Here is a 21,445-nt window from a genome sequence, read left to right on the forward strand (position 1 = left end):
CGTTCACGGAAGGAGAATCCTCATGGCCACGATTGCCGACCCGCACCTGGCGATGGTTCGCCCAGTGACGCCGCGTACCCCGAAGGGCTGCGAGGAGTGCCTCAGGGCGCAGTCCCCGTGGCTGCACCTGCGCCTCTGCCTCACCTGTGGGCACGTGGGCTGCTGCGATTCCTCCCCTCTCAAGCACGCCAGATGGCACGCGGGGAGCGTCGGCCACCCCGTGGTGCAGTCCTTCGAGCCGGGAGAGGACTGGCGCTGGTGCTACGTTCACGAGGCCCTGGTCTGATGAGCACGGCCGAGCACGAGAACGGTGCGGTCCGCGAGACGCCGGACCGGTACGGTGCGTTCCCCCGCCTCACGCCGGAGCAGCTCGAGGACCTGACCGCGCACGGTGAGCGCCGCAGAACCGCCGAGGGCGAGGTGCTGTACCGCGAGGGCGAGCCGTTCCGGGAGTTCCTCGCGATCCTCAGCGGGACCGTCGAAATCCTCCACGACCAGGGCGGCCCCGACGAGCAGACGGTGGCGGTGCACGGACCCGGCAGGTTCCTTGGTGAACTCGGGCTGTTGGAAGGCCAGGCAGCGTTCAACACCGCCGTGGTGCGCGAGGCCGGCGAGATCCTGGCCGTACCGGTGGAGCGGCAACGCGCCCTGGTCGGCAGCGACCCCATCCTCGGCGATCTGATCCTCCGCGCCTACCTGGGCCGCAGGTACCTGCTCATCGGCCTCGGTGCCGGCTTCCGGATCCTGGGGTCGTGCTACTCACGGGACACGATGCGGCTGCGCGAGTTCGCTGCCCGCAACCGGCTGCCCCACCGCTGGGTGGATCTGGAGAGGGACAAGGAGGCCGAGGCGCTGCTGCGCCGGTTCGCCATCCGTCCCGAGGAGACGCCGGTGGTCCTCTGGCAGGGTGAGCGGCTCCTGCGCAATCCGAGCAACGCCGAACTCGCCCGGCTCATCGGTCTACCCGCCCCCTCGCCCGAGAACGGACGGTGCGACGTCATGGTGGTCGGTGCGGGGCCCGCGGGACTGGCCGCCGCCGTGTACGGTGCCTCCGACGGTCTCAGCACGGTCACCGTCGACGCCGTGGCCACCGGAGGCCAGGCCGCGACCTCGTCCCGCATCGAGAACTACCTCGGCTTCCCGTCCGGCATCTCCGGGGGCGAACTCATCGAACGTGCGGTGCTCCAGGCCCACAAGTTCGGCGCCCGCCTCATGGTGCCGGCGGAGGTCAGCGCGCTCACCCCGCAGGACGACGAGTACGTCGTCACCTTCGCAGACGGGTCCCGGGCCCGGGCCGGCGCCGTGGTGCTCGCCTCGGGCGTGCGGTACCGCAAGCTCGAAGTGCCCGGCATCGACCGCCTGGAAGGCATCAGCGTCTACTACGCGGCGACGGTCCACGAGGCCGGCCTCTGCCGGGCGGACCCGGTCGCCGTGGTCGGCGGCGGGAACTCCGCCGGGCAAGCGGCGCTGTTCCTCGCCCACCACGCGTCCGGGGTCCACCTCCTCGTCCGGGGCGGCGACCTCAACGCGGACATGTCGCGCTACCTGGTGGACCAGGTGGAGCGGCACCCCAGGATCGAGGTGCTGCTCCACACCGAAGTACGGGCCGTCGCAGGGGAGCAGCAGCTGGAATCGCTGACGGTGGAGGACAACGCGAGCAATGAGCGCCGTGAGCTGCAGGCCGCGGCGCTGTTCGTGTTCATCGGGGCCCGGCCGCGCACGGAATGGCTCAAGGGCGTGCTGGCCCTGGACGGGAGGGGTTTCGTCCTGACCGGCGCCGACGCCCGGGCGGTGGCCGACGAGAACCGGTGGGCCGCATTGGGCCGCGAACCGATGCTGCTGGAGACCACCCTTCCCGGGGTCTTCGCCGCCGGCGACGTCAGGAGCGGTTCGGTGAAGCGCGTGGCCTCGGCGACCGGTGAAGGCGCCATGGCGATCCGTCTCGTGCACGAGCACCGGGAACGGAGGGGAAACCTGGTCACCGCCGACTCCGAGGGACGCCGGCCGGTAGCGGGGGAATCCGTGTCCTCGCGCTGACCCTGCCCCTGCCGGCCCCCACAGGTGGCCCACCCCGCCACCACGGTCGCCGATCGACGAGCAGCGCATGGAGGTGAGCCGAACAGCGTGTCCCCGCGGCTTCGCCTTCACCCCGGGGCATGCTGTGAACCCTTGCAATCGCGGAGGGCAGCCGAGGAGGATGGTCCGGTCGTGCGGGTGTCGTCGCAAGGCGTTACGGTCGTAGCTCTCCTGGCGGATCCGGACGCGCCCACGGACATCGCGCAGCGCATGGTCCGGATCCTTCCTGGCCGGCTCGCCGAAAAGGCGGGCCAGGGGCGACGGTTCGACGTCAAGGTGATCAGTGAGCCCTTCACCTCGGGGACCGAGAACCTGCCCACCTTGATGCGCCGGATCATGGACCGTGGAAGTGCGGAGGACTGGGACATCGTCGTGGCCCTCACCGACCTTCCGCTGTACTCACACGGGCGCAAACTCGTGGTGAATCTGAGTTACGAACACGGCTTGGCGCTGCTGTCTCTTCCCACGCTGGGGGGCTTGCGGCTGCAGACGAGGGCTCGGCGGGCCGTGGAACAGGCTGTGCTCGGCTTGGCGGGTCCGCAGGCCACCGGGGCTGAGGGGCTTCCGCAGAGCCAGCCGCTTCTGGGCCCTTTTGCCGGTCGTCTCGCGCCTGTCCACCCGGGCCCGATCGGTGAGGAGGAGACCGCCGATCTTCGGTACGTCGTCAGCGGGCCCCGCGGATACCTGAGGGTGCTCGCCGGTATGGTCCGCGCCAACCGGCCGTGGCGGTTGGTGCCCGGAATGTCGAAAGCCCTGGCGGCCGCACTCGCCACAGGAGCGGTCGCCACCGTGAACTCCACCACCTGGAGCCTGGCCGAGGCCCTGAGCGCGCCACGCCTCGTGATCGCCATGGTCGGATCCGTCGGACTTATGATCGGCTGGCTGATCGTAGACGGGGAGCTGTGGCATCGATCCACAGAGGGCTCGCCGGAGGCGAGGCAGAGGGCGAGGCTCTACAACGCCTCGACGGTCATGACCGTGGGTATCGGTGTGCTCGTCTGCTACGTGGGTTTGATGGTCATCAACTTGGTGTGGGCGCTGTTCATCCTCAACGACCGAGTGTTCGCTTCCGTGACAGGAAGCCCGCTGCATGCCACGGAGTACTCGACGCTGTCCTGGTTCGTCGCTTCGGTCGCCACGGTGGGCGGCGCGCTGGGATCAGGCCTGGAGAGCGACGAGGCGATCCGTGCAGCCGCCTACTCCAAGCGCGAACAGGAACGTCGCCACATGCTGCAAGGCGACCAAGGTGACCAGCCGGCGACCTGAGTCGGAGATGCGTCGGTGGTGGGTGGTCGTGCGGTGCCGAAGATCCCGCAGGTCGATCGCCGCCCCCAGGGACACGAGGACCCCCGCCTCACGCTCAACGGCCTCGGCGGCGTGGCCGGCGCGGCCCGGTAGCGGGGCCGGGCTAGGCTCCGGTCCGTGACGTGGCTGCGGGCCCTCCGGGAAGTCGTGCGATCCGGGCTCACGATCGAGGAGGCGCGACTGGAGCCCCTGCTCGCGCTGCGCACTGCCGTCGGGGTGGCGATCGTCATCGGGCCGGCGCTGTGGCTGGCCTCCCCGGCGTACGCCGCGTCCGCCGCCCTCGGTGCCTACTCCGCGGGCGCAGCCACTTTCCAGCGCAGCTGGCGTCCCCGCAAAGTGATCGCGCTCGGCGCGGGTGCCGGTCTGGCGCTCAGCACCTTCGTAGGCTATCTGGCGGCGGGGCGACTCGCGACGTTCCTCCCACTGCTGGCCGTATGGGCCTTTGCCGCAGGGATGGCGTGGGCCGTCGGATCGACCGCCGGGATCGTCGCAGCGACGATGGTCGGCAGCATGCTGGTGACCGTCACCCTGCCCACGAGCATCGGGCGGGCTCTGGAGCACGCCGGGATCATCGCGCTCGGGGGCGTGGCGCAGGCCCTGGTGATCCTGCTGTTCCCGATCCGCCGTTGGGGGGCGCATCGCGACGCGCTCGCCGACGCCCTGGCCGCCGTGGCGGACTACGCCCGCCGGCTGCGGCACGACCCGACCGCCCCGTTCGACCCGGAACCGTTGATGACGGCCCGGGACGCGGCCGCCGTGACGCCGTCACAGGCCCGCACCCGTCCCTCCGTCCTGCACGGCCCCCGGGGACTCGCCGAGCGCATTCGGCCCGTCCTCGCCGCACTCGCCGACCCGGACGTCGGCGCCCCAGCGGAGGGACCAGGGCGGGACCGGGCGAGGGAGTTGCTCGACGCGGCCGCCGAGGTCCTGGATGCGGCCGCCCGTTCGATCCGCCGCGGCACTCCCGCCGAGGTGTCGCCCGGAAGCACGGACGCCCTGCTCGTCGACCAGGGGCAGGAGGTACTGGAGGGCCCCGCGCGGCAGGCCGCCGAGCGGCTCGTGGAACTGCTCGGCGAGGCCTTGGAGATCGCCCGGTGCGGCACGCGCGGGAGGACGCCCGCGCCGCCCGGCCCCGAGGACGCCCAGTTCCTGGTGCGCCCGACCATGTTCCGGCTGGTCCCGGTCGTGGTCCGGGCGGTCCGCCGTGAGCTCCGCCGGGACTCGCCCGTGCTCCGGCACGCCGTCCGCCTGGCGGCGGTGGCCACGCTCGGCTACCTGATCGCCGCCCGGCTACCGGTGGGCCACGGCTACTGGGCGCCCATCGCCTCGGTGATGGTGATGCGGCCGGACTTCCACCGGACGTACGCGCGGGCGGTGGCCCGGCTCGCCGGGACCCTGGCGGGGGTCGCGCTCGCCACCGGGATGGTGCGGGCCCTGGGCCCGGACGCCCAGGTGTTCGGCCTGCTGGCGGTGGTCTCGGCGGGCCTGTCGTTCATGCTGAACCGTACCGGCTACGCCTACTCCCAGTGCTTCACTGCCGCATACGTCGTCTTCCTGCTCGGCATGGGCGGCCAGGCGTGGGAGCAGACGGTCCCGGAGCGGGTGGTGCTCACCCTGCTCGGCGGGGCCCTCGCGATGCTGGCGTACGTGGTGTTCCCCGCATGGGAGACACCCCGGCTGCCGGGCCGGCTCGCGGACTGGCTCGCCGCCGAGGGCCGTTACGCGGCCGCGGTGCTCCGCGGCTACGCCGACCCGACCCGGGAACACCACGCCGACCTGCGCAGGGCGCTGCTGGCGAGCAGGGAAGCACGTGCGGCCTGGCAGGAGGCATACGACCGGGCAAGGCAGGAACCGGTCCGCCCCAGGGGCTTGACGTCACGCGAGGCGGAGGAGGCGCAGGAGGCGCTCAAGGGGTTCGGCCGGGCGGCGATGCTCATGGAGAGCCACGTCCCGCGGGTCGACAGCCGTCCCGTCCCCGAGGCGGAGCGGTTCGCCGAGGCCATGGAGACGGACACCGCGCAGGCGGCGGTCGACGTGCGCGAGCACAGGAATCCGGACTGGCCACGTGTGGAGGAGGCGCTCCAGGCGTGGGAGGGCGCCGCCGGGGACGGGAGCCCGGTCGTGCGGCGCGGGGCGGAACTGCAGAAGCGGGCCTTGGAGGACCTCGCGACGGCCGTGAGCCGTACACCCCTGGAACGGGACGTCGGCTCCGCTCGCGAAGAGCAACGGGTGCGGGCGGCCGCGGCGGCGGAAGACGACGGATCAGGACCCGCCCACCGGGGCGGGTGACGGCTTCGGCGACGGAGGAGTGCGCCGCACCTCCTGGAGCGGGAAGTAGTCTCCCGGCCGCGTCGAGCGACGCCACACGTACGCCGCTGTCGCCATCACGAGGATCAGACCTGTCAGGATGAGCAGTTCGATCCCCTCGACGTTCCACCGGAAGGACTTCTCCGCCTCGGCCGTCACGATGAGCACCTTGCGGATGCCGGCAACCAGGCCGACGACGAGGAACGGCTCCGCGTCGAGGGTCTGGTTCCTGATGGTCAGGCGGACGGTGTGGAGCAGCTCGGCCACGATGAACAGCACAAGGCTGTTGTCCAGGGCGGACAGAACGACCGTCTCCTCGCGGTACGGACCTTGGATCGACCTGACGATGTCGTGGACGACCCCGACGGTCAGGATCCCCGCGAGCAGTACGAGGAGCGCCGCGACAATGAGGTGGATGCCGTCCTCGAGGAGTTGCAGGAGGCCCTGTACCCGGCCCCCGCCCTCGGTCTTCGGGAGTTTGGGTCTCACAGTCGGCATCCTAGGGGCGCCCAGGCCGGCAGGCGCGGTGGGCTGTGCTGCCAAACGGGTGGACGAGGGGATTCCTCCCTGGTGGCAGCCTGCGGGGGTGGGGCGGCGCGCGACATCACCGACCGAGTTCTACCCCCGCGGCCGGAGAAGGCCGGGCCGGCGCCGGCCTCGTTCCTCGCAGCAGCCCTGCAGGCCACAGACGACGACTCGCGGGTCGGTTCTCCGTCGGATCATTCGGCGATGTCGACGCCATAGCAGCGCCAACGTGCACAGGCGCCGTGACACGGGCAGATGCGACCTGGGGGATCAGGCCCGACGCCCGGCGGCTTTCGCGTGGGCGGGCTTCGTTTGGGTCAGGCGTCGAAGCGGCGGCGGGAGGCCTCGATGTGGCCGAAGTACCGGTGCGTCCAGTCGCACAGGCCGTCGATCGTCACCCGCAGGGCCTGGCCCGGCTCGGTGAGGGTGTAGTCGACCCGTGGGGGTACGACGGGGTGCACGGTTCGGTCGAGCAGTCCGTAGCGCTCCAGCATCCGCAGGTTCTGGGTCAGCATCTTGTGGCTGATGCCCTCGACCTCGTCCCGCAGCGTGCTGAAGCGCAGGGTGCGCTCGCCGAGGGCTTCGATGATCAGGAGCGCCCATTTGTTGGCGACGTCCGAGAAGATCTCCCGCCCCAACGAGTCCGCCCGCCTGAGGTCCGCATCGTCGGGCGAGCCCGTGAACTGCTTGGTCACCATATGGTTCCCCAGTCACTGAAAAGTGCGTTCTTCCATGTCGGAGGCCACTCTCCTACGGTTCCCGAGTAACCACAAGAGAGCACGAGCGCCCGCAGGCGCCCACGCACATGGAGGCGGACAGCATGGCCATCACCCTCGTGAACCCCAAGGGGCTGCCGGAGATCGACGCCTACCGGCAGGTGTCGATCGCGACCGGATCGAAGCTCGTCTTCATCGCCGGACAGGTGGCCTGGCAGGCCGACGGTGTCACGGTCGGCGAAGGTGACCTCGCCGCTCAGGTCGAGCAGTGCTACCTCAATGTGAGCACCGCTCTGGCCGAGGTCGGTGCCTCCTTCGACGACGTGGCGAAGCTGACCGTCTACGCCGTCGACTGGACCCCCGACAAGATGCCGTTGCTGCTGGAGGGGATCAGCCGGGCGGCCGCGCAGCTGGGCGCCGCGCCGGTCCCGCCGGCCTCGCTGCTCGGCGTCGCGGCACTGGACGTACCCGAGCACCTGGTCGAGGTCGAAGCCATCGCAGTCCTCGACTGAGGGGGTGCCCCCGGGGCGATGGGGGAGCGAGGTCAGCTGGCGGCGCGGGCGGCCTTCCCGATGAGGCGGGCCGCTGCCATGTCGTGCGGCCCGCCGTCGGCGCCGGCTTGCGACGCAGATCGGAAGGTCACGCCCTAGTCGTTCAGGAGTTCCAGCTCTTCGTCGGTGAACTGGCTCGTGCAGGCGTCCTCGGTGGCGATGATCGTGGCCATGCGCAGCAGTCCCGATTCGGTGCTGTGGGCGTACAGGGTCCACTTCTGCTTCTTGTACTCGGCCGTGAGCATGGAGCCGATGTCACCGAGCGGTATCTGCGCGGCGGGCCGGGTCTCCTTCCAGCCCCGTTCCGCGAGGCCGGCGAGAACGGCGCGGAACTGCCGGTGCCCGTCGGCGGGGTCCTCTCCTCGGGCGGCCGGAGGGTCGCTGGACGACCAGGCGGGCCCACAGGTCGCTATCCGGGCCATCAGCTGCTCCTGAGCCCGCTCCTCGTCGGTGGTGGGCGGGTCGGCCGAGGCGTCGGGGGTCGGGGCTCCCGTCTTCGTCCCCTCGGGGAACCCGGCGGCCGCGACGGCCGCGTCCAGGTCGGCCCGTACGTTCTCCCTGCCGAAGGCGCCCGAGGGTGAGGGCGAGGGTGAGGAGAAGGTTGCGGGGGCGGAGGGTGGGGCGGCCGGGGCCCCCGGCTGCGTGCCGCTGCCGCATCCGGCGAGGAGCAGCGTGCCGAGCGCGGCTGCGGCTGCCCGCCCGGATCTGGTCATGGTGGTGCGCATGTGCGGTGATTCCCCCGTGAGATGGCGACCGGAGACCGTTCCTCCGATGGCGGTCGGAGGAGTTTCGCACGCGGGTCACCGCGGCTCGGCACGGCACCATGATGTTCGGTGCCCGCGGCTGGAGCCCCTGCCGGGGGGCGGCGGCCCGCCGCGGGGGCGGGGCGTCAGCGGCGGAGCGCCGTGCGGGACGGCCTAGCGCAAGCCCCAGCCGAGGCGGAGGACGGCGAGGTCGTCGGTGTGCCGTCCGGCGTTGAGGGCTCGGGTCTGGCGGATGAGGCTGTCCAGGTGTGCGGCGGGGTCCTCGGACGGGGTGGTGTTGATCAGGGGGAGGAGCCCCTCGATGCCCAGTCGGCCGTCGGCGTCGCCGTTGTGTCCTTCGGTGAGGCCGTCGGTGTAGAGGGTGAGGGCTCCGGAGTCCGGGAGGGGGATGACCGTGGCGGGCCAGTCGCGGTGGCCGGGGACTATGCCGAGCGCGATGCCGTGCTCGGCGGGCACCTCCAGGGTCTCCTCCGCGGTGGTGAGCAGGGGTTCGTGGTGGCCCGCCAGGTAGAGGGTGGCCGTGGCGGCCTTCTGGTCCAGGGTGAGCAGGGTGCAGGTGGCGAACAGGGGCTGGGTGCCGCGCTCGGCGACCAGCAGGCGTTCCATGAGGTGCAGGAGTTCGGTGCCGTGGTGCCCGGCCAGGACGAGCGAGCGCCAGGCGATGCGCAGGCAGACGCCGAGGGCGGCGGCGTCGGGGCCGTGTCCGCTGACGTCGCCGACGACGGCGTGCAGCAGGCCGTCATCGCCCTCGACGACGTCGAGGAAGTCGCCTCCGAGCAGGGCCTTCTCGGCGCCGGGCAGATAGCGGGTGGTCACCGTGACGGTGGAGGTCTCCAGGAGCGGCCGGGGCAGCAGTCCGCGTTCCAGCCGGGCGTTCTCCTGCGCGCGCAGCCGGGCCGACTGGGCTTCGGCCGCCGTGCGCTCGGTGTGGCTGCGGTAGACGGCGTAGCGGACCGTGCGGCGCAGCAGCTCGGCTTCGACCTTGCCCTTGACGAGGTAGTCCTGGGCCCCGGCGGCCATCGCCTCGGAGCCCGCCTGCTTCTCGGACAGGCCGGTCAGGACGATCACGGCGGTGTGCGGGGCCATGGCGCGCACGGTGGTGACCGCGTCGGTGCCCGATACGTCGGGCAGGTGCAGGTCGAGGAGGATGCAGTCGACGGCGCGGGCCGCCAGCTGCGAGCGGGCCTCGGCCAGCGAGGTGCTCGTGGTGAGCTCGAAGCGCAGCTCGGTGTCGTGCAGGAGCTCCTCGACGAGCAGGGCGTCGGCGTCGTCGTCCTCTATGAGCAGGACGCGGTAGACCGGTTCGTTCGCGGCGATGTCGCCGACGTGGGGGAGGGTCGCGGTCATCGCGCCGGCTCCGCGGTGGCCCGGGTGGCCTCCGCGATGGTCGAGGGGGCCTGGGGGGCTTCGGTGGCGAGGGTGAAGCTGATGCGCGCCCCGTCCCGGTAGTCGGGGTCGAGGGCGATGGCGCCGCCGTGGAACTCGACGATCTTCTTGCACATCGCCAGGCCGATTCCGCTTCCGGGATAGACGTCCTTGGTGTGGAGCCGCTGGAAGATCACGAACACCTTGTCGGCGTACTCGGGCGCGATGCCGATGCCGTTGTCGGTCACCGTGAACCGCCACAGCTCCCCTTCACGGGCAACACTGACATGGATCTCCGGTGCCCGGTCCGGACGGCGGAACTTGACCGCGTTGCCGATCAGGTTCTGCCAGAGCATGCCCATCTGGGTGGGGTCGGCGACCAGGGAAGGCAGCGGATCGTGCGTGATCGACGCGCCCGCCTCCTCGATGCCGACGCTCAGTGCGGACACGGCCCGCTCCATGACCGCCTCGAGGTCGACCTCCACGGGGTCGTGGTGGACTCGGCCCACCCGGGAGAAGTCGAGGAGGTCGTTGATGAGGGCCTGCATGCGGTTGGCGCCGTCGACCGCGATGGCGATGTACTGGTCCGCCTTGGCGTCGAGCTGCCCCCCGTAGCGGCGCTGGAGGAGCTGCGTGAAGCTGGAGACCTTGCGCAGCGGCTCCTGCAGGTCGTGGGAGGCCACGTACGCGAACTGCTCCAGCTCGGCGTTGGAGCGCTGCAGGTCGGCGGTCTGCACGTCCAGGCGCCGCCGCGCCTCCTCGCTGAAGGCCAGTTCGCGTACGAGCCGGCGGCGCATGAAGTCGATCTCGCCGCTCAGCCGCCGCAGGTCCGCCGGACCGGCGGGGGTGATGGGATGGCCGAAATCGCCGGCGGCGACGGTGCGGGCGTCCGCCGCCAGCTGCTCCAGCGGCTGGTTGATGCCGCGGCGCAGTCCTTCGAAGACCAGGCCCGCCAGCACGGCGATCACGGCTGCGATCGCCGTGAACAGCCAGTTCCGCAGCCTCATGGTGGCGGCGAGGTCGGCGCGTGTCCGGGCCCGCTCCGCGCGCAACCGTTCCTGCTGGTCGGCCATGGCCCGGCGGACCGCGTCGAACGCCGTCTTGGCCTCGGCGGCGCGTTCGGTCGTCAGGGGCGAGGGCGCCCCGGGCGGGGAGGCGGCGGTGGGCCGGGCGATCCTCTCCTGCCACGTGGACAGCGCGTCCTGGACGGTCCTCAGGTCGCCCTGCGCGCGCGAGTCGCCGTGCAGGAGCTGCGTGAGCTGCGCGGTGTACGTGTTCTGGTCCGTGAGCCCCCGCTGGTAGGGCTCGAGGAACTCCGGGGTGCCGGTGAGCCCGTAGCCCCGGATGCCGGTCTCCTGGTTGAGGAGCGCCGATTCCAGCCGGAACGCGGTGGACAGCGCGGGCGAGCGCCTGTCCACGAGCTCGTCGCTGATCGTCGCCGTACGGCCCAGCACCCACGCGCCGGTCATACCGAGCACGGCCAGCACCGCCAGCGAAGCGGCGACGCCGACGCGCAGCCACCGCCGGGTCGTCCACGCGGAAGGCCTCCGCACGCGCGGCTGCCACGTCATGCCGGTCATCCTCTGGGTCCCTCCCCGTATACGGCCGCCTCGAACAGAGGGCGCAGCGCACACTGTAGAGGGCATCGGACAACAATTGTTGTCCGATGCCGTGCCGGGGGTCTAGGGTGCGGGGTATGCCAGGCAAGAACTTCCACCTCCGGACCACCCCGCAGGAGACAGCCGCCGTCGCCGACGCGGTGGTCGCCGACCTCGCCCGGCGCCTGGCCCTCCAGCTGCAGCAGGACCTCTCCCATCCGACGGCGGACGACCGCGCGCAGGCCCTGGCACGCCTGCACGTACTGGACCACCTCCAACAAGCCGCGGAACGGCTGCGACGCGTGGCGGCCACGGACGCCGCGCGTGCGGGAGCCGGATACCCCCAGATCGGCCGTGCATGCGGCATGACCCGCCAGGGCGCCCGCCGCCGCTGGCCGGGGCTCTTCAACCACACCGACGAAGCACCCACGGAGCAACTGACGATGAACGCCCCCGCCCGACCGTTCGATGTCCTGCTCGTGGAAGACGACATCGCCGACGCCATGCTCATCGAGGAGGCGCTTTCCGAGCGCGGGGCCCGCAACCTCGTCCAGGCCACCGACGGCGTCGCGGCACTGGAGCACCTGCGCAACCCGGACACCCCGCGCCCCGACCTCATCGTGCTCGACCTGAACATGCCCCGCATGAACGGCCGCGACCTGCTCCGCATCCTCAAGAGCGACGCCGACCTCCAGACCATCCCGGTCGTCGTCCTCACCACGTCCTCCGCCCCCGACGACGTCGCCGACGCCTACACCAGCCACGCCAACGCCTACGTGACGAAGCCCGTCAACCTGGAGGAGTTCGAGCAGGCCGTCCAGAGCATCGACGCCTTCTACCTGGACACCGCGACGCGCCCGCCGCGCGCCTGACGGCCGGGCAGGTGACCTGCCGCTCCGGTCGCGTTCCGTCCTGTGATCGCCACTCCGTGGAGGAGGGGACCGGCACGCCGCCGAGCTGCTCGCCGCCACGAAGGGCGCCGAGAGCGCGGTGGCGTCCCTCGGGATGTCACCGGTCGCGGTCCAGCCGCTCATGGTGTTCGCCGGGCGACGGCTCGACGCGGGCCTCGGCCGGATACGGCTCCTGGGTGAACACGAGATCGGCCCCGTGCTGCTGTCGCAGCCGCGCAGGCTTCGGGCGGAGTCGGTCCGGGCGATCGCCGACCATCTCGAACGGGTGCTGCCGGACCATGCGGGGGCGGCGGTCGACCAGCGGGCCCCGTCGGCGCCCGGGCCTCACCGGCCGGGCCCCCCGGACGGGCTGTTCGACCTGGGGCATCGACATCCGCGGCGACCGGGGACAGGTACTGCGGACCAACTACCGCAACAGCAGGCAGATCCTGGACGCCGGGCCCTCACCCTCGTGGCCGACGACGCCTTCGAGGACCTCGACGGCACACGCACCCCGGGCCGCCGGGACGTCGACCTCACCTACCACGACGGGGACGTCATGACCCGGGCCCGTGACCTCCTCTGGCTCGGCAGCGTCAGCGGGTAGCGGGTAGCGGGTAGCGGATAGCGGGGCCCGCGGACGCGGGGGCGGCGGCCGCCGTGTGTGACGCACATCGCACCGGCTTCTGCGCGGCCCCGGCAACTCCGGGGCGGGCGGCGGCAACTGAAGGGCGACAGAGCAGCACTCCGCTCCGCTTCCGGACAAGGAACGCCACCCGATGCCGCCCTCCTCGCACCGCCGCTTTCCCGCCCGCCGCCGTCTCGCCCTCGTCACCACGGGGTTCGCCGCCGCGGCAGGTCTCGGCCTCCTGCCGTTCGCCCCGCGCGCCGACGCCGGCGCCGTCGATCTCGCCCACGCCACCCTGCCCGCCCAGGACGGCTGGGCGTCCAGCGGTTCCGGTACCACCGGCGGCCGAGCAGCCGGCGCCCGGCACGACGTCACCGTCAGCACGCGGGCGGAACTCGTCAGGGCGCTGCGCGCGGGCCCGTCCGGCGCCCCGAGGATCATCCGGGTGAAGGGTCGGATCGACGCCAACACCGACGACCAGGGACGCCCGTTGACCTGCGCGGACTACGCGAGGGGTACGGGATACACGCTCGCCGCCTACCTCAAGGCCTACGACCCCGCGGTGTGGGGACGGTCGAAGCTGCCGTCCGGCGCGCAGGAGTCCGCGCGGGCGGCCGCGCAGGCGAGGCAGGCCGAGCGGGTGCGCCTCGCCGTGCCGTCGAACACCACCCTCATCGGCGTGCCCGGCACCGGCGCGGGCATCAGCGGAGGCAGCCTCCTGGTGCAGAAGGCGGACAACGTCATCATCCGCAACCTGGCCTTCGCCGACACCCGCGACTGCTTTCCCCAGTGGGACCCCACGGACGGATCCGAGGGCAACTGGAACTCCGCGTACGATGCCGTCACGCTTCGGGGGGCGACCCACGTGTGGGCCGACCACAACTCGTTCACCGACAGCCCCCACTTCGACGCCGCGAACCCGCGCCACTTCGGCCGCGAGTACCAGGTCCACGACGGAGCACTCGACATCACCAACGCCTCGGACCTGGTCACGGTCTCGTACAACCGCTTCGCCGACCACGACAAGACCATGCTCATCGGGAGCAGCGACCAGGACTCCAAACTCCGTGTCACGCTGCACCACAACGTCTTCCAGGGCATCGTGCAGCGCGCACCGCTCGCCCGGGTCGGACAGGTGCACCTCTACAACAACCACTTCGACACCACACCGCGCAACGGCTACACCCACGGCTACAGCGTGAGCGCCCGGGCCGGCGTCCGGATCGTGGCGCAGAACAACCACTGGACGCTGTCCCGCGACCGCAAGACGTCCCAACTGCTGTCCGGCGACGGCACGGGCGCCTTCGCCGGCACCGGGAACATGGTCAACGGCGCGGTCACCGACCTCGTCGCCGCCCACAACGCCGCGAACAAGAAGAAGATCAAGCCCGAGGCGGCGTGGCAGCCCGCCCTCGCCCGGGGGCTGGAGGCCTCCGCCGCCGACCTGCCCGCGTCACTCGCCCGCCGTGCGGGCGCGGGCGTCCTGAAGTGATCCACCGCCCCGGTGCCCGGGCGCCCGCACCCGCCCCGCCCGAGCACCGCGGGGACCAGCCGCCGAAGACGCCGGGACCACCCCGACCCGGCGGGAACGAGCCGCCCGGGCGGCCGGTCCGCACCCCACACGGAGACTCCGGTATGGACCTCGACGACGCGTCCGCGGAGTTCCACGACTTCTTCGAGCGCCACCACGCCGAACTGGCCCGCCTGGCCCACCTGCTCACCGGCGAGGCGGAGACCGCCGACGACCTGGCCGCCGACGCCTTCGTGGCGCTCTGGCACCGCTGGGACCGCGTCCGGCGCGCCGACCGCCCCGTGGCCTACGCGCGCGGGGTGGTCACCAACATGGCCCGCGCCCGCATCCGCGCCCTCACCCGCGAACGGCGCCGCGTCCACCTCTTCTGGACGGCCCTCCCGGGGAGCCGCGCGCAGCACCACCCCGACGTGGACGCCGTCATGGACGTACGCCGCGCGCTGGCACGACTGCCGTTCCGCAAACGCGCGTGCGTCGTGCTGCGCCACGCGCTGGACCTGTCGGAGAAGGACACCGCCCTCGCCCTCGGGACGTCCGTCGGCACGGTGAAGAGCCAGACCTCCAAGGCAATGGCCGAACTGCAGCGCCTCCTCGGTGCGCAGGCCGCCGAAGAGCTGACCGGAACGAGGAACTGATGGAGGACCTGAAGCGCCGGCTCCGGGACGCGGCCGAGGCCCACGCTCCCGACCGGGACGCCATGCTGGAGCGGGTCCGGCACGGCCTGTCCCGTACCCCCCGGCCGGCCCGCCGGGCGGCCGGGCCCCTGTCCTGGCCCCGCATCACCCTCGCGACCCTCGCCTCGACGGCGGTGCTCGTGGCGGGCGGGTACACGATCGCAGCCACCGTCCCCACCGACGCCCCCGCACGGGGAGCCGCCGCGACCCCTGCGGCGCCGCCGCCCCCGCCCACGGCAGACGCCGCCCGCACCCCCTCCGCCCCTTCTGTCACGACCCGTACCGAGGACGGGCCGCTCCGCTCCGAAGGCGCCGTCGACCCCCACGCCAACGCCTACTGGTCCCAGAGCAACATCACCCTCCAGACGGGTGCGCCCCTGAATGCGCTCACGCTGGAGGTCCGCATCGCCCAGACCGGCGGCGTGGCGCCCACCGGCGCCTGGCGGACCCTGCCCGCGGAGGACTTCACGCTGACCACCACCCACGAGGGCGGCACCCTCACCCACCGGTGGACCCTCAAGCCGGGCCGGACCGTGCCGCAGGGCCGGCACGTCTTCGCCGTCCAGTACGACCACGCCCCGGGCCCGCGAGCGGTGACGGGCGACTCCTACGCCGCCACCGCCACCACGGCGACGGGAGAGCGGCACAGCGTCACCGGACCGATCCGGCCGGCGCCGGGCGCGGCGGGTTGAGGCGCGGGTTCCGCGCCGCCCCGACTCGCCCGTACGGTCCCGGGCGCGACAGCATGGAGGGAGGCGGTCGGCGGGGAGGCCCGGCTGGAGGTGGTACGGACAGTGACCAGTCATCGCTTTGCGTTCTGCGGGGCCGAGCTCGCCGCCGTCTACGTGGTCGCCCACCAGGGCACGGAACTCCACCTGGCCGAGCTGACCGGAAACCGCAGCGTCCTCTACGGACTGCCCGCGATCCTCGCCGTGGCCGGGCATTCGCCCGCCGCCAATGCCCTGCGCTCCGGGCGCCCGCTGTGGCTGACGCCCAGGGAACTCGCCACGTTCGTCGAGGACGATCCCCACCACTTCCCCACCCGCGTCCGGGACGGCGAACCCGCCTCGCCGGCCAGGATCTCGCTGGGCGCCCTGCCGCTGGGCCACGGAGACCAGGAGTTCGGGTGCCTGATCGTCGCCGGGGAGGCCGGGGACGGCTTCAGCGCCGACGACCGCAGCCTCTTGGAGCTCTACGCCGACCAGGTGGCGGCCGGACTCGAATCGGTCGCCGCCCGCTTCGCCGGGCGCAAGGCCCCGCAGGCGCATCTGGGTCAGTCCCTGGTGCCCCACCACGGAGGCGCCTTCATCCTGGAGCTGGGCACCGGCCGCCTGGAAGCCCACGCGCATGTGCTGGAGCTGCTCGGCCTGTCTCCCGCGCAGTTCGACGGACAGGTCGAGACCCTGCTCGCCTGCGCCGTTCCCGACGACATGCCCGCGCTGATGGCGATCGTGGAGCCGGACCGGCCGGCCGCCGACGGACAGCAGCTGGCGTTCCGGGTCCGCCGCCCGAACGGGGAGCTGCGCTGGCTGGGGCTGCGGTGCCGGGTGGAGGTGGACCCCGAGGGGAGACCGCGGCGCGTCCTGGGCGTGGTGGCCGACGCGACCTATCTGCGCCCCAGCGCCGACGAGGTCTCCCTCGTACAGCGGCTGTCGGCCACGCTGGCGGGAGCGGCGACCGTCCGAGAGGTCAGCAGGCTGGCGGTCGCCGCCCTGCGCGAGCCCCTCGGGGCCGCCCGGGTCGCGGTGGGCGAAGTGGAGCACGAGCGGCTCGTCGTCACCGCCCTCGACCCTCCGGAGGCCGCTTCCTGGCCGGAGGTCTGGCGCTCGGAATGGCGGTCCGAGTGGCCCGACGCGTCGCTCGGTGACCTGCCCACCCTGCAGAGCGCGCTGCGCGGCGGGCACATGAGCCTGTGGCCGCCGGGCGCGGCGCTCGAGCCCGGCCTGCTGGGCGTCGGACCCGGGGGCCTCGCCGTTCTGCCGCTGCCCGCCGAAGGCCGGATGGTCGGAGTGTGCCTGGTGGGGTGGGACCACGAGCACCGGTTCGGCCCGGAGGAGCGCTCGCTGCTGACCGCCACCGCGGGGCTGGTGGGGCAGGCCCTGGTGCGCGCCCACGCACTGGACGCGGGCCACGAACTCGCCACGATGCTCCAGCGCAGCCTGCTGCCCCGCAAGCTCCCGGAACTGCCGGGCGGGGTCGCCGTCGCCCGCTACCTGCCCGCGACGGCGGGACTCGAGGTCGGCGGCGACTGGTACGACGTCATCCCGCTCGGTGACGGGCATGTGGCGTTCGTCATCGGGGACGTACAGGGGCACAGCGCGGGAGCCGCCACGATCATGGGCCAGATGCGTACGGCGGTCCGGGCCTACGCGGTGGAGGGCCACCCGCCCGACGTGGTGGTCGCGCGGGCCAACCGCCTGCTCGTGGGCATGGAGACCGACCTGTTCGCCACCTGTACGTATGCGGACCTGGACATGGAGGAGGGCATCGCCAGGTTCGTACGGGCCGGCCATCTGCCGCCGGTCCTGCGCCATCCCGACGGCGTCACCGAGGAGTTGGCGGTCGAGGGCGGGCCTCCGCTCGGCGTGCTCGCGGAAGCCGAATTCCCCATGACCGAGGTGGGGTTGCTCCCCGGCACCCTGCTCGTCCTGCTGACGGACGGCCTGGTCGAGTCCGCCCGGCTGCCCCTGGAGGAGGGCATGCGGCGGGTGTGCGACGCGCTCGCCGTGGCCAACCCGGTGGATACCGGAAGGATCGCCGACGAGCTGGTCGTCGGGGTGGGCCGCCGCGACGACGATGTGGCCCTCCTGCTGCTGCGCTACGACGGCACGGGGGGCCGCCCGATGCGGTGCCACTGGACGGTGTGGCGGCTGCCCAACGCCGTCCTGCACGCCCGCCGCTTCACCGCGCGCACCCTGCGCTCGTGGGGGGTGGTGGAGGAACTCGACGCGGCTCTGCTCGTCGTGTCCGAGCTGGTCACCAACGCCATCGCGCACACGCAGGGCGAGGTGGGCATGGACCTGACCCTGTCCGCGGACCGGCTGCGGATCGCCGTGAACGACGCCTCGCCCCGCAGCCCCGTCAAACCGGTATGGGTGAGCTGGGAGTCGACCGGCGGCCGCGGCCTGCTCATCGTCGAGGCGACGACGACGGCCTGGGGCTCGGTCCCGCTCAGCGGCGGCAAGCAGGTCTGGGCCGAGATCCCCTGGCACGGCCCGAACGGCTGACGCCCGGCGCGCGGCAGGCGCCGTCCGACCCGTGGCCGGGGGAGCGTCAGCGAAGGTCGGGCGAAGGGTCGGTCCGACTCCGCCAGCGGGCAAGGCTCCCGCGGGTGGTGAGGGTGTCGGGGTGATCCGGGCCCAGGACGCGCACCTGGTCGACGAGCAGCCGCCCGAGGGCTGTGGCGGCCCCGGCCGGGTCCCCTGCCTCCCCTCGCCACTGGGCGAGGCTCTGGCGGGTGATGAGGGTGCGGGGATGATGGGGGCCGAGGACCCGCAGCCGGTCGGTCAGCAGAGCCTCGAAGGCCCGGGCGGCGCCTGCTGGATCTCCTGCCTTCCCCGTCCAGTGGGCAAGGTTGCCGCGGGTGATGAAGGTGTGGGGGTGGTCAGGTCCGAGAACCCGCACGCGGTCGGCCAGCAGCTGTCCGAGTGCGGCGGCGGCGCCGGCCGAGTCCCCCGCCTCGCCCCGCCAGGAAGCGAGGTCGTGGCGGGTGGTGAGGGTGTCGGGGTGGTCGGGTCCGAGGACGCGCAGCTGGTCGGCCAGCAGGTCCTCGAAGGCGCTGGCGGCTCCCGCCGGGTCGCCTGCCTTGCCCCGCCATCGGGCGAGGTCGTGACGGGTGGCGAGGGTGTGGGGGTGGTCGGGTCCGAGGACGCGCAGCTGGTCGGCCAGCAGGTCCTCGGAAGCGGTGGCGGCTCCCGCCGGGTCGCCTGCCTTGCCCCGCCATCGGGCGAGGTCGTGACGGGTGGCGAGGGTGTGGGGGTGGTCGGCGCCGAGGATCCGCAGCTGGTCGGCCAGCAGGTCCTCGAAGGCGGTGGCGGCACCTGCCGCGTCCCCCGCCTCCCCCCGCCACAGCGCGAGGTGGAGACGGGCGGCCAGCGTCTTGCGGTGGTCCGGGCCGAGCAGGCGCACGGTGTCCGCCAGCAGGTGCTCGCAGGCCGCCACGGCGCCGGCCGGATTCCCGGCCTCCCCCGTCCAGTGGGCGAGGTTCTGGCGGGCGGTCAGGGTCTGGAGGTGGTCGGGGCCGAGTACCCGCGCGGTGTCCCTCAGGACGGCCTCGGAAGCGGCGCCGGCTCCGCCCGGATCTCCCGCGAGCCCCTGAAGGGCACCCAGATCGCCGCGGGTGGCCAGGGTGTCGGGGTGGTCCGGGCCGAGGATCCGCAGTCGGTCGGCGAGCAGGTGGGCCATGGCGCCCCTGGCACCGGCGATGTCTCCCGTGTCCCCCTGCCAGTGGGCGAGGTGGTGGCGGGCGGTGAGGGTGTCGGGGTGGTCCGCACCGAGGTGGCGGCATGCGGCGGCGGCCAGGTCCCGGAAGTAGGCGAGGGCTCCGGCGGTGAGGCCGGCGTCGCCGAGGCTGCCTCCGGCCCGTATCAGGACGGGGTGCAGGCCGGCCCGCCACAGCTCAGCGGAGGCATGGGCGGCCAGGGCGGCGGTGTTGGCGCGGAGAGCCTGGGCGAGGGCGGTGTCGAGATCGGTCTCGGGCCACACCTCGAGGAGGGCGTCCGCGCAGGTGACGGCCAGGGCCCCGGGTGCCGCGGCGGGCAGGGTCTCGCGGGTGGTGCGCTGGATGAGGTTGTGGACGCGTACGGCGTGGTGGGGGGTGTCGGGGCTGTGGTCCGCCAGGCTGAGCCGGTGCAGACAGCGCAGGGCGTCGGCCGCGTCCTCGACGCCGACCCGGCGCGAGGAGGCCCCGGCCGCCTCCCTGTCGTCGGGTGTCCGGTGCTCGGTCAGGTAGGCCAGGACAGCCGGACTGGTGAGGACGACGGCGGGGATGCCGTTGGGATTGAGCAGACTGGAGAGTCGCAGCATCGGACGAGCGAGGCCCCTCGGGCGGAGCCGGTCGGCGTGCTCGATGGACAGGGACCAGGTGGCGGCGACGGTGGCGCGGTGGGCGTCGGGCAGGCCGCTGTCCTCGGGGACGAGGTCGGGCAGCGCGTGGGCGCGGTCGGCCAGACGCGCGCGGTAGGCGGCGCAGTCCAGGTGAAGGTCGATGAGGTAGGTCGCGGCCTGGGCCAGCGCCAGCGGCAGATGGCCCAGGTCTCGAGCCAGTGCGGCCATCTGTTCGCGGCTGTCCTGGCGTCGCGCGGCGGAGAGTTTGGCGGTCAGGTAGGCGTCTGCCTCGTCGGGAGTGAACAGGCCGACGTCGATGGGGTGACCGGGCAGTGCGGCGTCCCGGCGGCGGGTGGTGACCAACGTGCGGCCGTTCGCGCTCGGAGCCGGCCACAGGTCACGCCGGCCGTCGAGGGCACCCAGGTCCGCGGGGTCGCTCAGGTCGTCCAGGACGATGAGCCATCGCCGCCCGGTGCACTGCGTCCAGGCCAAGAAGCGGGCGGCGGCCTTCTCCGGGTCGTCGAGGTCGGCCGTCACCGCTTCGTCGGGGCCGGTCACCGTGACGGCGGCTTCGGCGTAGGCGCTCAGGATCGCATCCCTGCTGGTCGCGGTGACCCAGACGAGCAAGTCCACTTCCCCCGCCTCCCAGGCGGTGCGGGCGTGGCGGGCGGCCAGCTGTGTCTTGCCGACTCCGCCGGTCCCGGACAGGATCTGGCACGGAACGGGCGTCCCACCCCCGGCCAACGCGCCGTCCAGGGCGCCGACGGCCTCGCGATGCTGGAAACAGTCCGCCTGTCGGGGGACCACCCCGACCCGCCGCGGCCAGGAGAGCGGCTGCCGCGGTGCGGCGAGGTGCGTCACCGTATCGGCGCGACCGACCACCACGGCGCCGGCGTGGGCGTAGAGCGACGTCTCCGCAGTGATGTGGGGGGCTTGGCCGATGCCGGGTGCGGTCAGCCCCGATCCGGGCCCGGCTGCGGAGGGTTTTCCATGCGGATCCCCCCGTGGATGACGCCACCGGCGACCGACCCGCCCTCGGCGCGGATGTCGACCTTCCCGACGACGGCCAGCCCGCCGTCCCCGGCCGAAGGCCCTCCGGCGGGCCGCGGGCACAGGGCCACGAGCTCGCGCAGCTGCTCGGCCACCACCGCGCGGTCGGACTCGTCCAGAGATTCCAACAGGTCTTCGAACCGAGCCTGCCAGGAGGCCCCCAGGCGGGGGCGCACCAGCTCCTGCGCACCATCCGGCTCGCCGGCGTTCAGCGCGGCCGCCGTCCGGTCCAGACGCTCCAGGGTCACTTGGGCCGTTGGTGCCCCGCCGCGGCCGAAGACGCGGGCCGTACGGTCCCGCACCGCGGTCCAGGCCTCCGTACCCGCTGCCTGAGCGACCGCCGCACCGGCCGCCGAAGCCAGCGCGATCAGGGCTTCCGTCAGCATGCTGTCCCCCCTCGGTAACCCGCAGGCAGGGAC

The 21,445-nt window shown here is 72.9% G+C and carries 19 protein-coding genes; 11 read left to right on the top strand and 8 right to left on the bottom strand.

Features of this window, described 5'->3' with window-relative positions:
- Positions 1-22 precede the first annotated feature (22 nt).
- From AB0D66_RS12640 to AB0D66_RS12655, 4 genes are all read left to right on the top strand, one after another.
- Complete coding sequence (locus AB0D66_RS12640) at positions 23-286, top strand: UBP-type zinc finger domain-containing protein (RefSeq protein WP_362300909.1); 264 nt, start codon at positions 23-25, stop codon at positions 284-286.
- Complete coding sequence (locus AB0D66_RS12645) at positions 286-2,037, top strand: FAD-dependent oxidoreductase (protein ID WP_362300911.1); 1,752 nt, start codon at positions 286-288, stop codon at positions 2,035-2,037. Before AB0D66_RS12640 ends, AB0D66_RS12645 begins: the two co-directional genes overlap by 1 nt.
- Before the next feature lie 171 nt (positions 2,038-2,208).
- On the top strand, positions 2,209-3,342 hold the full coding sequence (locus AB0D66_RS12650) for a hypothetical protein (protein WP_362300914.1): 1,134 nt from the start codon (positions 2,209-2,211) through the stop codon (positions 3,340-3,342).
- Between the two features lie 156 nt (positions 3,343-3,498).
- On the top strand, positions 3,499-5,670 hold the full coding sequence (locus tag AB0D66_RS12655; protein WP_362300917.1) for an FUSC family protein: 2,172 nt from the start codon (positions 3,499-3,501) through the stop codon (positions 5,668-5,670).
- Here AB0D66_RS12655 and AB0D66_RS12660 read toward each other — a convergent pair.
- A complete protein-coding gene (locus tag AB0D66_RS12660) occupies positions 5,644-6,186 on the bottom strand; it encodes a phosphate-starvation-inducible PsiE family protein (protein ID WP_362300920.1) in 543 nt (180 codons plus the stop codon). The genes AB0D66_RS12655 and AB0D66_RS12660 overlap by 27 nt on opposite strands.
- Before the next feature lie 344 nt (positions 6,187-6,530).
- Entirely contained in the window at positions 6,531-6,911 is a 381-nt protein-coding gene (locus AB0D66_RS12665) for a helix-turn-helix domain-containing protein (protein WP_362300922.1), read from the bottom strand.
- A 122-nt stretch (positions 6,912-7,033) separates the two neighbouring features.
- On the opposite strand from AB0D66_RS12665, the gene AB0D66_RS12670 reads away from it, so the two are divergent.
- The gene (locus tag AB0D66_RS12670) at positions 7,034-7,441 is read left to right on the top strand and encodes a RidA family protein (RefSeq protein WP_362300926.1); all 408 of its coding nucleotides are present in this window, start codon (positions 7,034-7,036) and stop codon (positions 7,439-7,441) included.
- A 134-nt stretch (positions 7,442-7,575) separates the two neighbouring features.
- On the opposite strand, the gene AB0D66_RS12675 is transcribed toward AB0D66_RS12670, so the two are convergent.
- The 3 genes from AB0D66_RS12675 to AB0D66_RS12685 form a co-directional block, all read right to left on the bottom strand.
- The gene (locus AB0D66_RS12675; RefSeq protein ID WP_362300929.1) at positions 7,576-8,205 is read right to left on the bottom strand and encodes a hypothetical protein; all 630 of its coding nucleotides are present in this window, start codon (positions 8,203-8,205) and stop codon (positions 7,576-7,578) included.
- A 192-nt stretch (positions 8,206-8,397) separates the two neighbouring features.
- Entirely contained in the window at positions 8,398-9,591 is a 1,194-nt protein-coding gene (locus tag AB0D66_RS12680) for a fused response regulator/phosphatase (protein WP_362300932.1), read from the bottom strand.
- Positions 9,588-11,189 (bottom strand): ATP-binding protein, encoded by a 1,602-nt coding sequence (locus AB0D66_RS12685; protein ID WP_362300935.1) that lies wholly within the window; start codon positions 11,187-11,189, stop codon positions 9,588-9,590. The genes AB0D66_RS12680 and AB0D66_RS12685 overlap by 4 nt, the downstream gene beginning before the upstream one ends.
- 116 nt (positions 11,190-11,305) lie before the next feature.
- Here AB0D66_RS12685 and AB0D66_RS12690 point away from each other — a divergent pair, with 116 nt between their 5' ends.
- The gene (locus AB0D66_RS12690) at positions 11,306-12,079 is read left to right on the top strand and encodes a response regulator (RefSeq protein ID WP_362300938.1); all 774 of its coding nucleotides are present in this window, start codon (positions 11,306-11,308) and stop codon (positions 12,077-12,079) included.
- Positions 12,080-12,215: 136 nt separating this feature from the next.
- On the opposite strand, the gene AB0D66_RS12695 is transcribed toward AB0D66_RS12690, so the two are convergent.
- The gene (locus AB0D66_RS12695) at positions 12,216-12,398 is read right to left on the bottom strand and encodes a hypothetical protein (RefSeq protein WP_362300941.1); all 183 of its coding nucleotides are present in this window, start codon (positions 12,396-12,398) and stop codon (positions 12,216-12,218) included.
- A gap of 171 nt (positions 12,399-12,569) precedes the next feature.
- Between AB0D66_RS12695 and AB0D66_RS12700 the strand changes: the two genes are divergently transcribed.
- The 5 genes from AB0D66_RS12700 to AB0D66_RS12720 all read left to right on the top strand — a co-directional run bounded on the left by AB0D66_RS12700 (position 12,570) and on the right by AB0D66_RS12720 (position 18,157).
- Positions 12,570-12,704, top strand: coding sequence for a hypothetical protein (locus AB0D66_RS12700; RefSeq protein ID WP_362300944.1), 135 nt, complete (start codon positions 12,570-12,572; stop codon positions 12,702-12,704).
- 172 nt (positions 12,705-12,876) lie between these two features.
- Complete coding sequence (locus AB0D66_RS12705; protein ID WP_362300947.1) at positions 12,877-14,217, top strand: pectate lyase; 1,341 nt, start codon at positions 12,877-12,879, stop codon at positions 14,215-14,217.
- A gap of 143 nt (positions 14,218-14,360) precedes the next feature.
- Positions 14,361-14,891 (top strand): SigE family RNA polymerase sigma factor, encoded by a 531-nt coding sequence (locus tag AB0D66_RS12710; RefSeq protein ID WP_362300950.1) that lies wholly within the window; start codon positions 14,361-14,363, stop codon positions 14,889-14,891.
- The gene (locus AB0D66_RS12715) at positions 14,891-15,622 is read left to right on the top strand and encodes a hypothetical protein (RefSeq protein WP_362300953.1); all 732 of its coding nucleotides are present in this window, start codon (positions 14,891-14,893) and stop codon (positions 15,620-15,622) included. Before AB0D66_RS12710 ends, AB0D66_RS12715 begins: the two co-directional genes overlap by 1 nt.
- Positions 15,623-15,724: 102 nt before the next feature.
- On the top strand, positions 15,725-18,157 hold the full coding sequence (locus AB0D66_RS12720; RefSeq protein ID WP_362300956.1) for a SpoIIE family protein phosphatase: 2,433 nt from the start codon (positions 15,725-15,727) through the stop codon (positions 18,155-18,157).
- 46 nt (positions 18,158-18,203) lie between these two features.
- Here AB0D66_RS12720 and AB0D66_RS12725 read toward each other — a convergent pair whose 3' ends face one another.
- The gene (locus AB0D66_RS12725; RefSeq protein WP_362300959.1) at positions 18,204-20,861 is read right to left on the bottom strand and encodes a tetratricopeptide repeat protein; all 2,658 of its coding nucleotides are present in this window, start codon (positions 20,859-20,861) and stop codon (positions 18,204-18,206) included.
- Between the two features lie 68 nt (positions 20,862-20,929).
- On the bottom strand, positions 20,930-21,412 hold the full coding sequence (locus tag AB0D66_RS12730) for a hypothetical protein (RefSeq protein WP_362300962.1): 483 nt from the start codon (positions 21,410-21,412) through the stop codon (positions 20,930-20,932).
- Positions 21,413-21,445 lie beyond the last annotated feature (33 nt).

The sequence above is a fragment of the Streptomyces sp. NPDC048270 genome (genome assembly GCF_040652335.1).
Classification (GTDB): domain Bacteria; phylum Actinomycetota; class Actinomycetes; order Streptomycetales; family Streptomycetaceae; genus Streptomyces.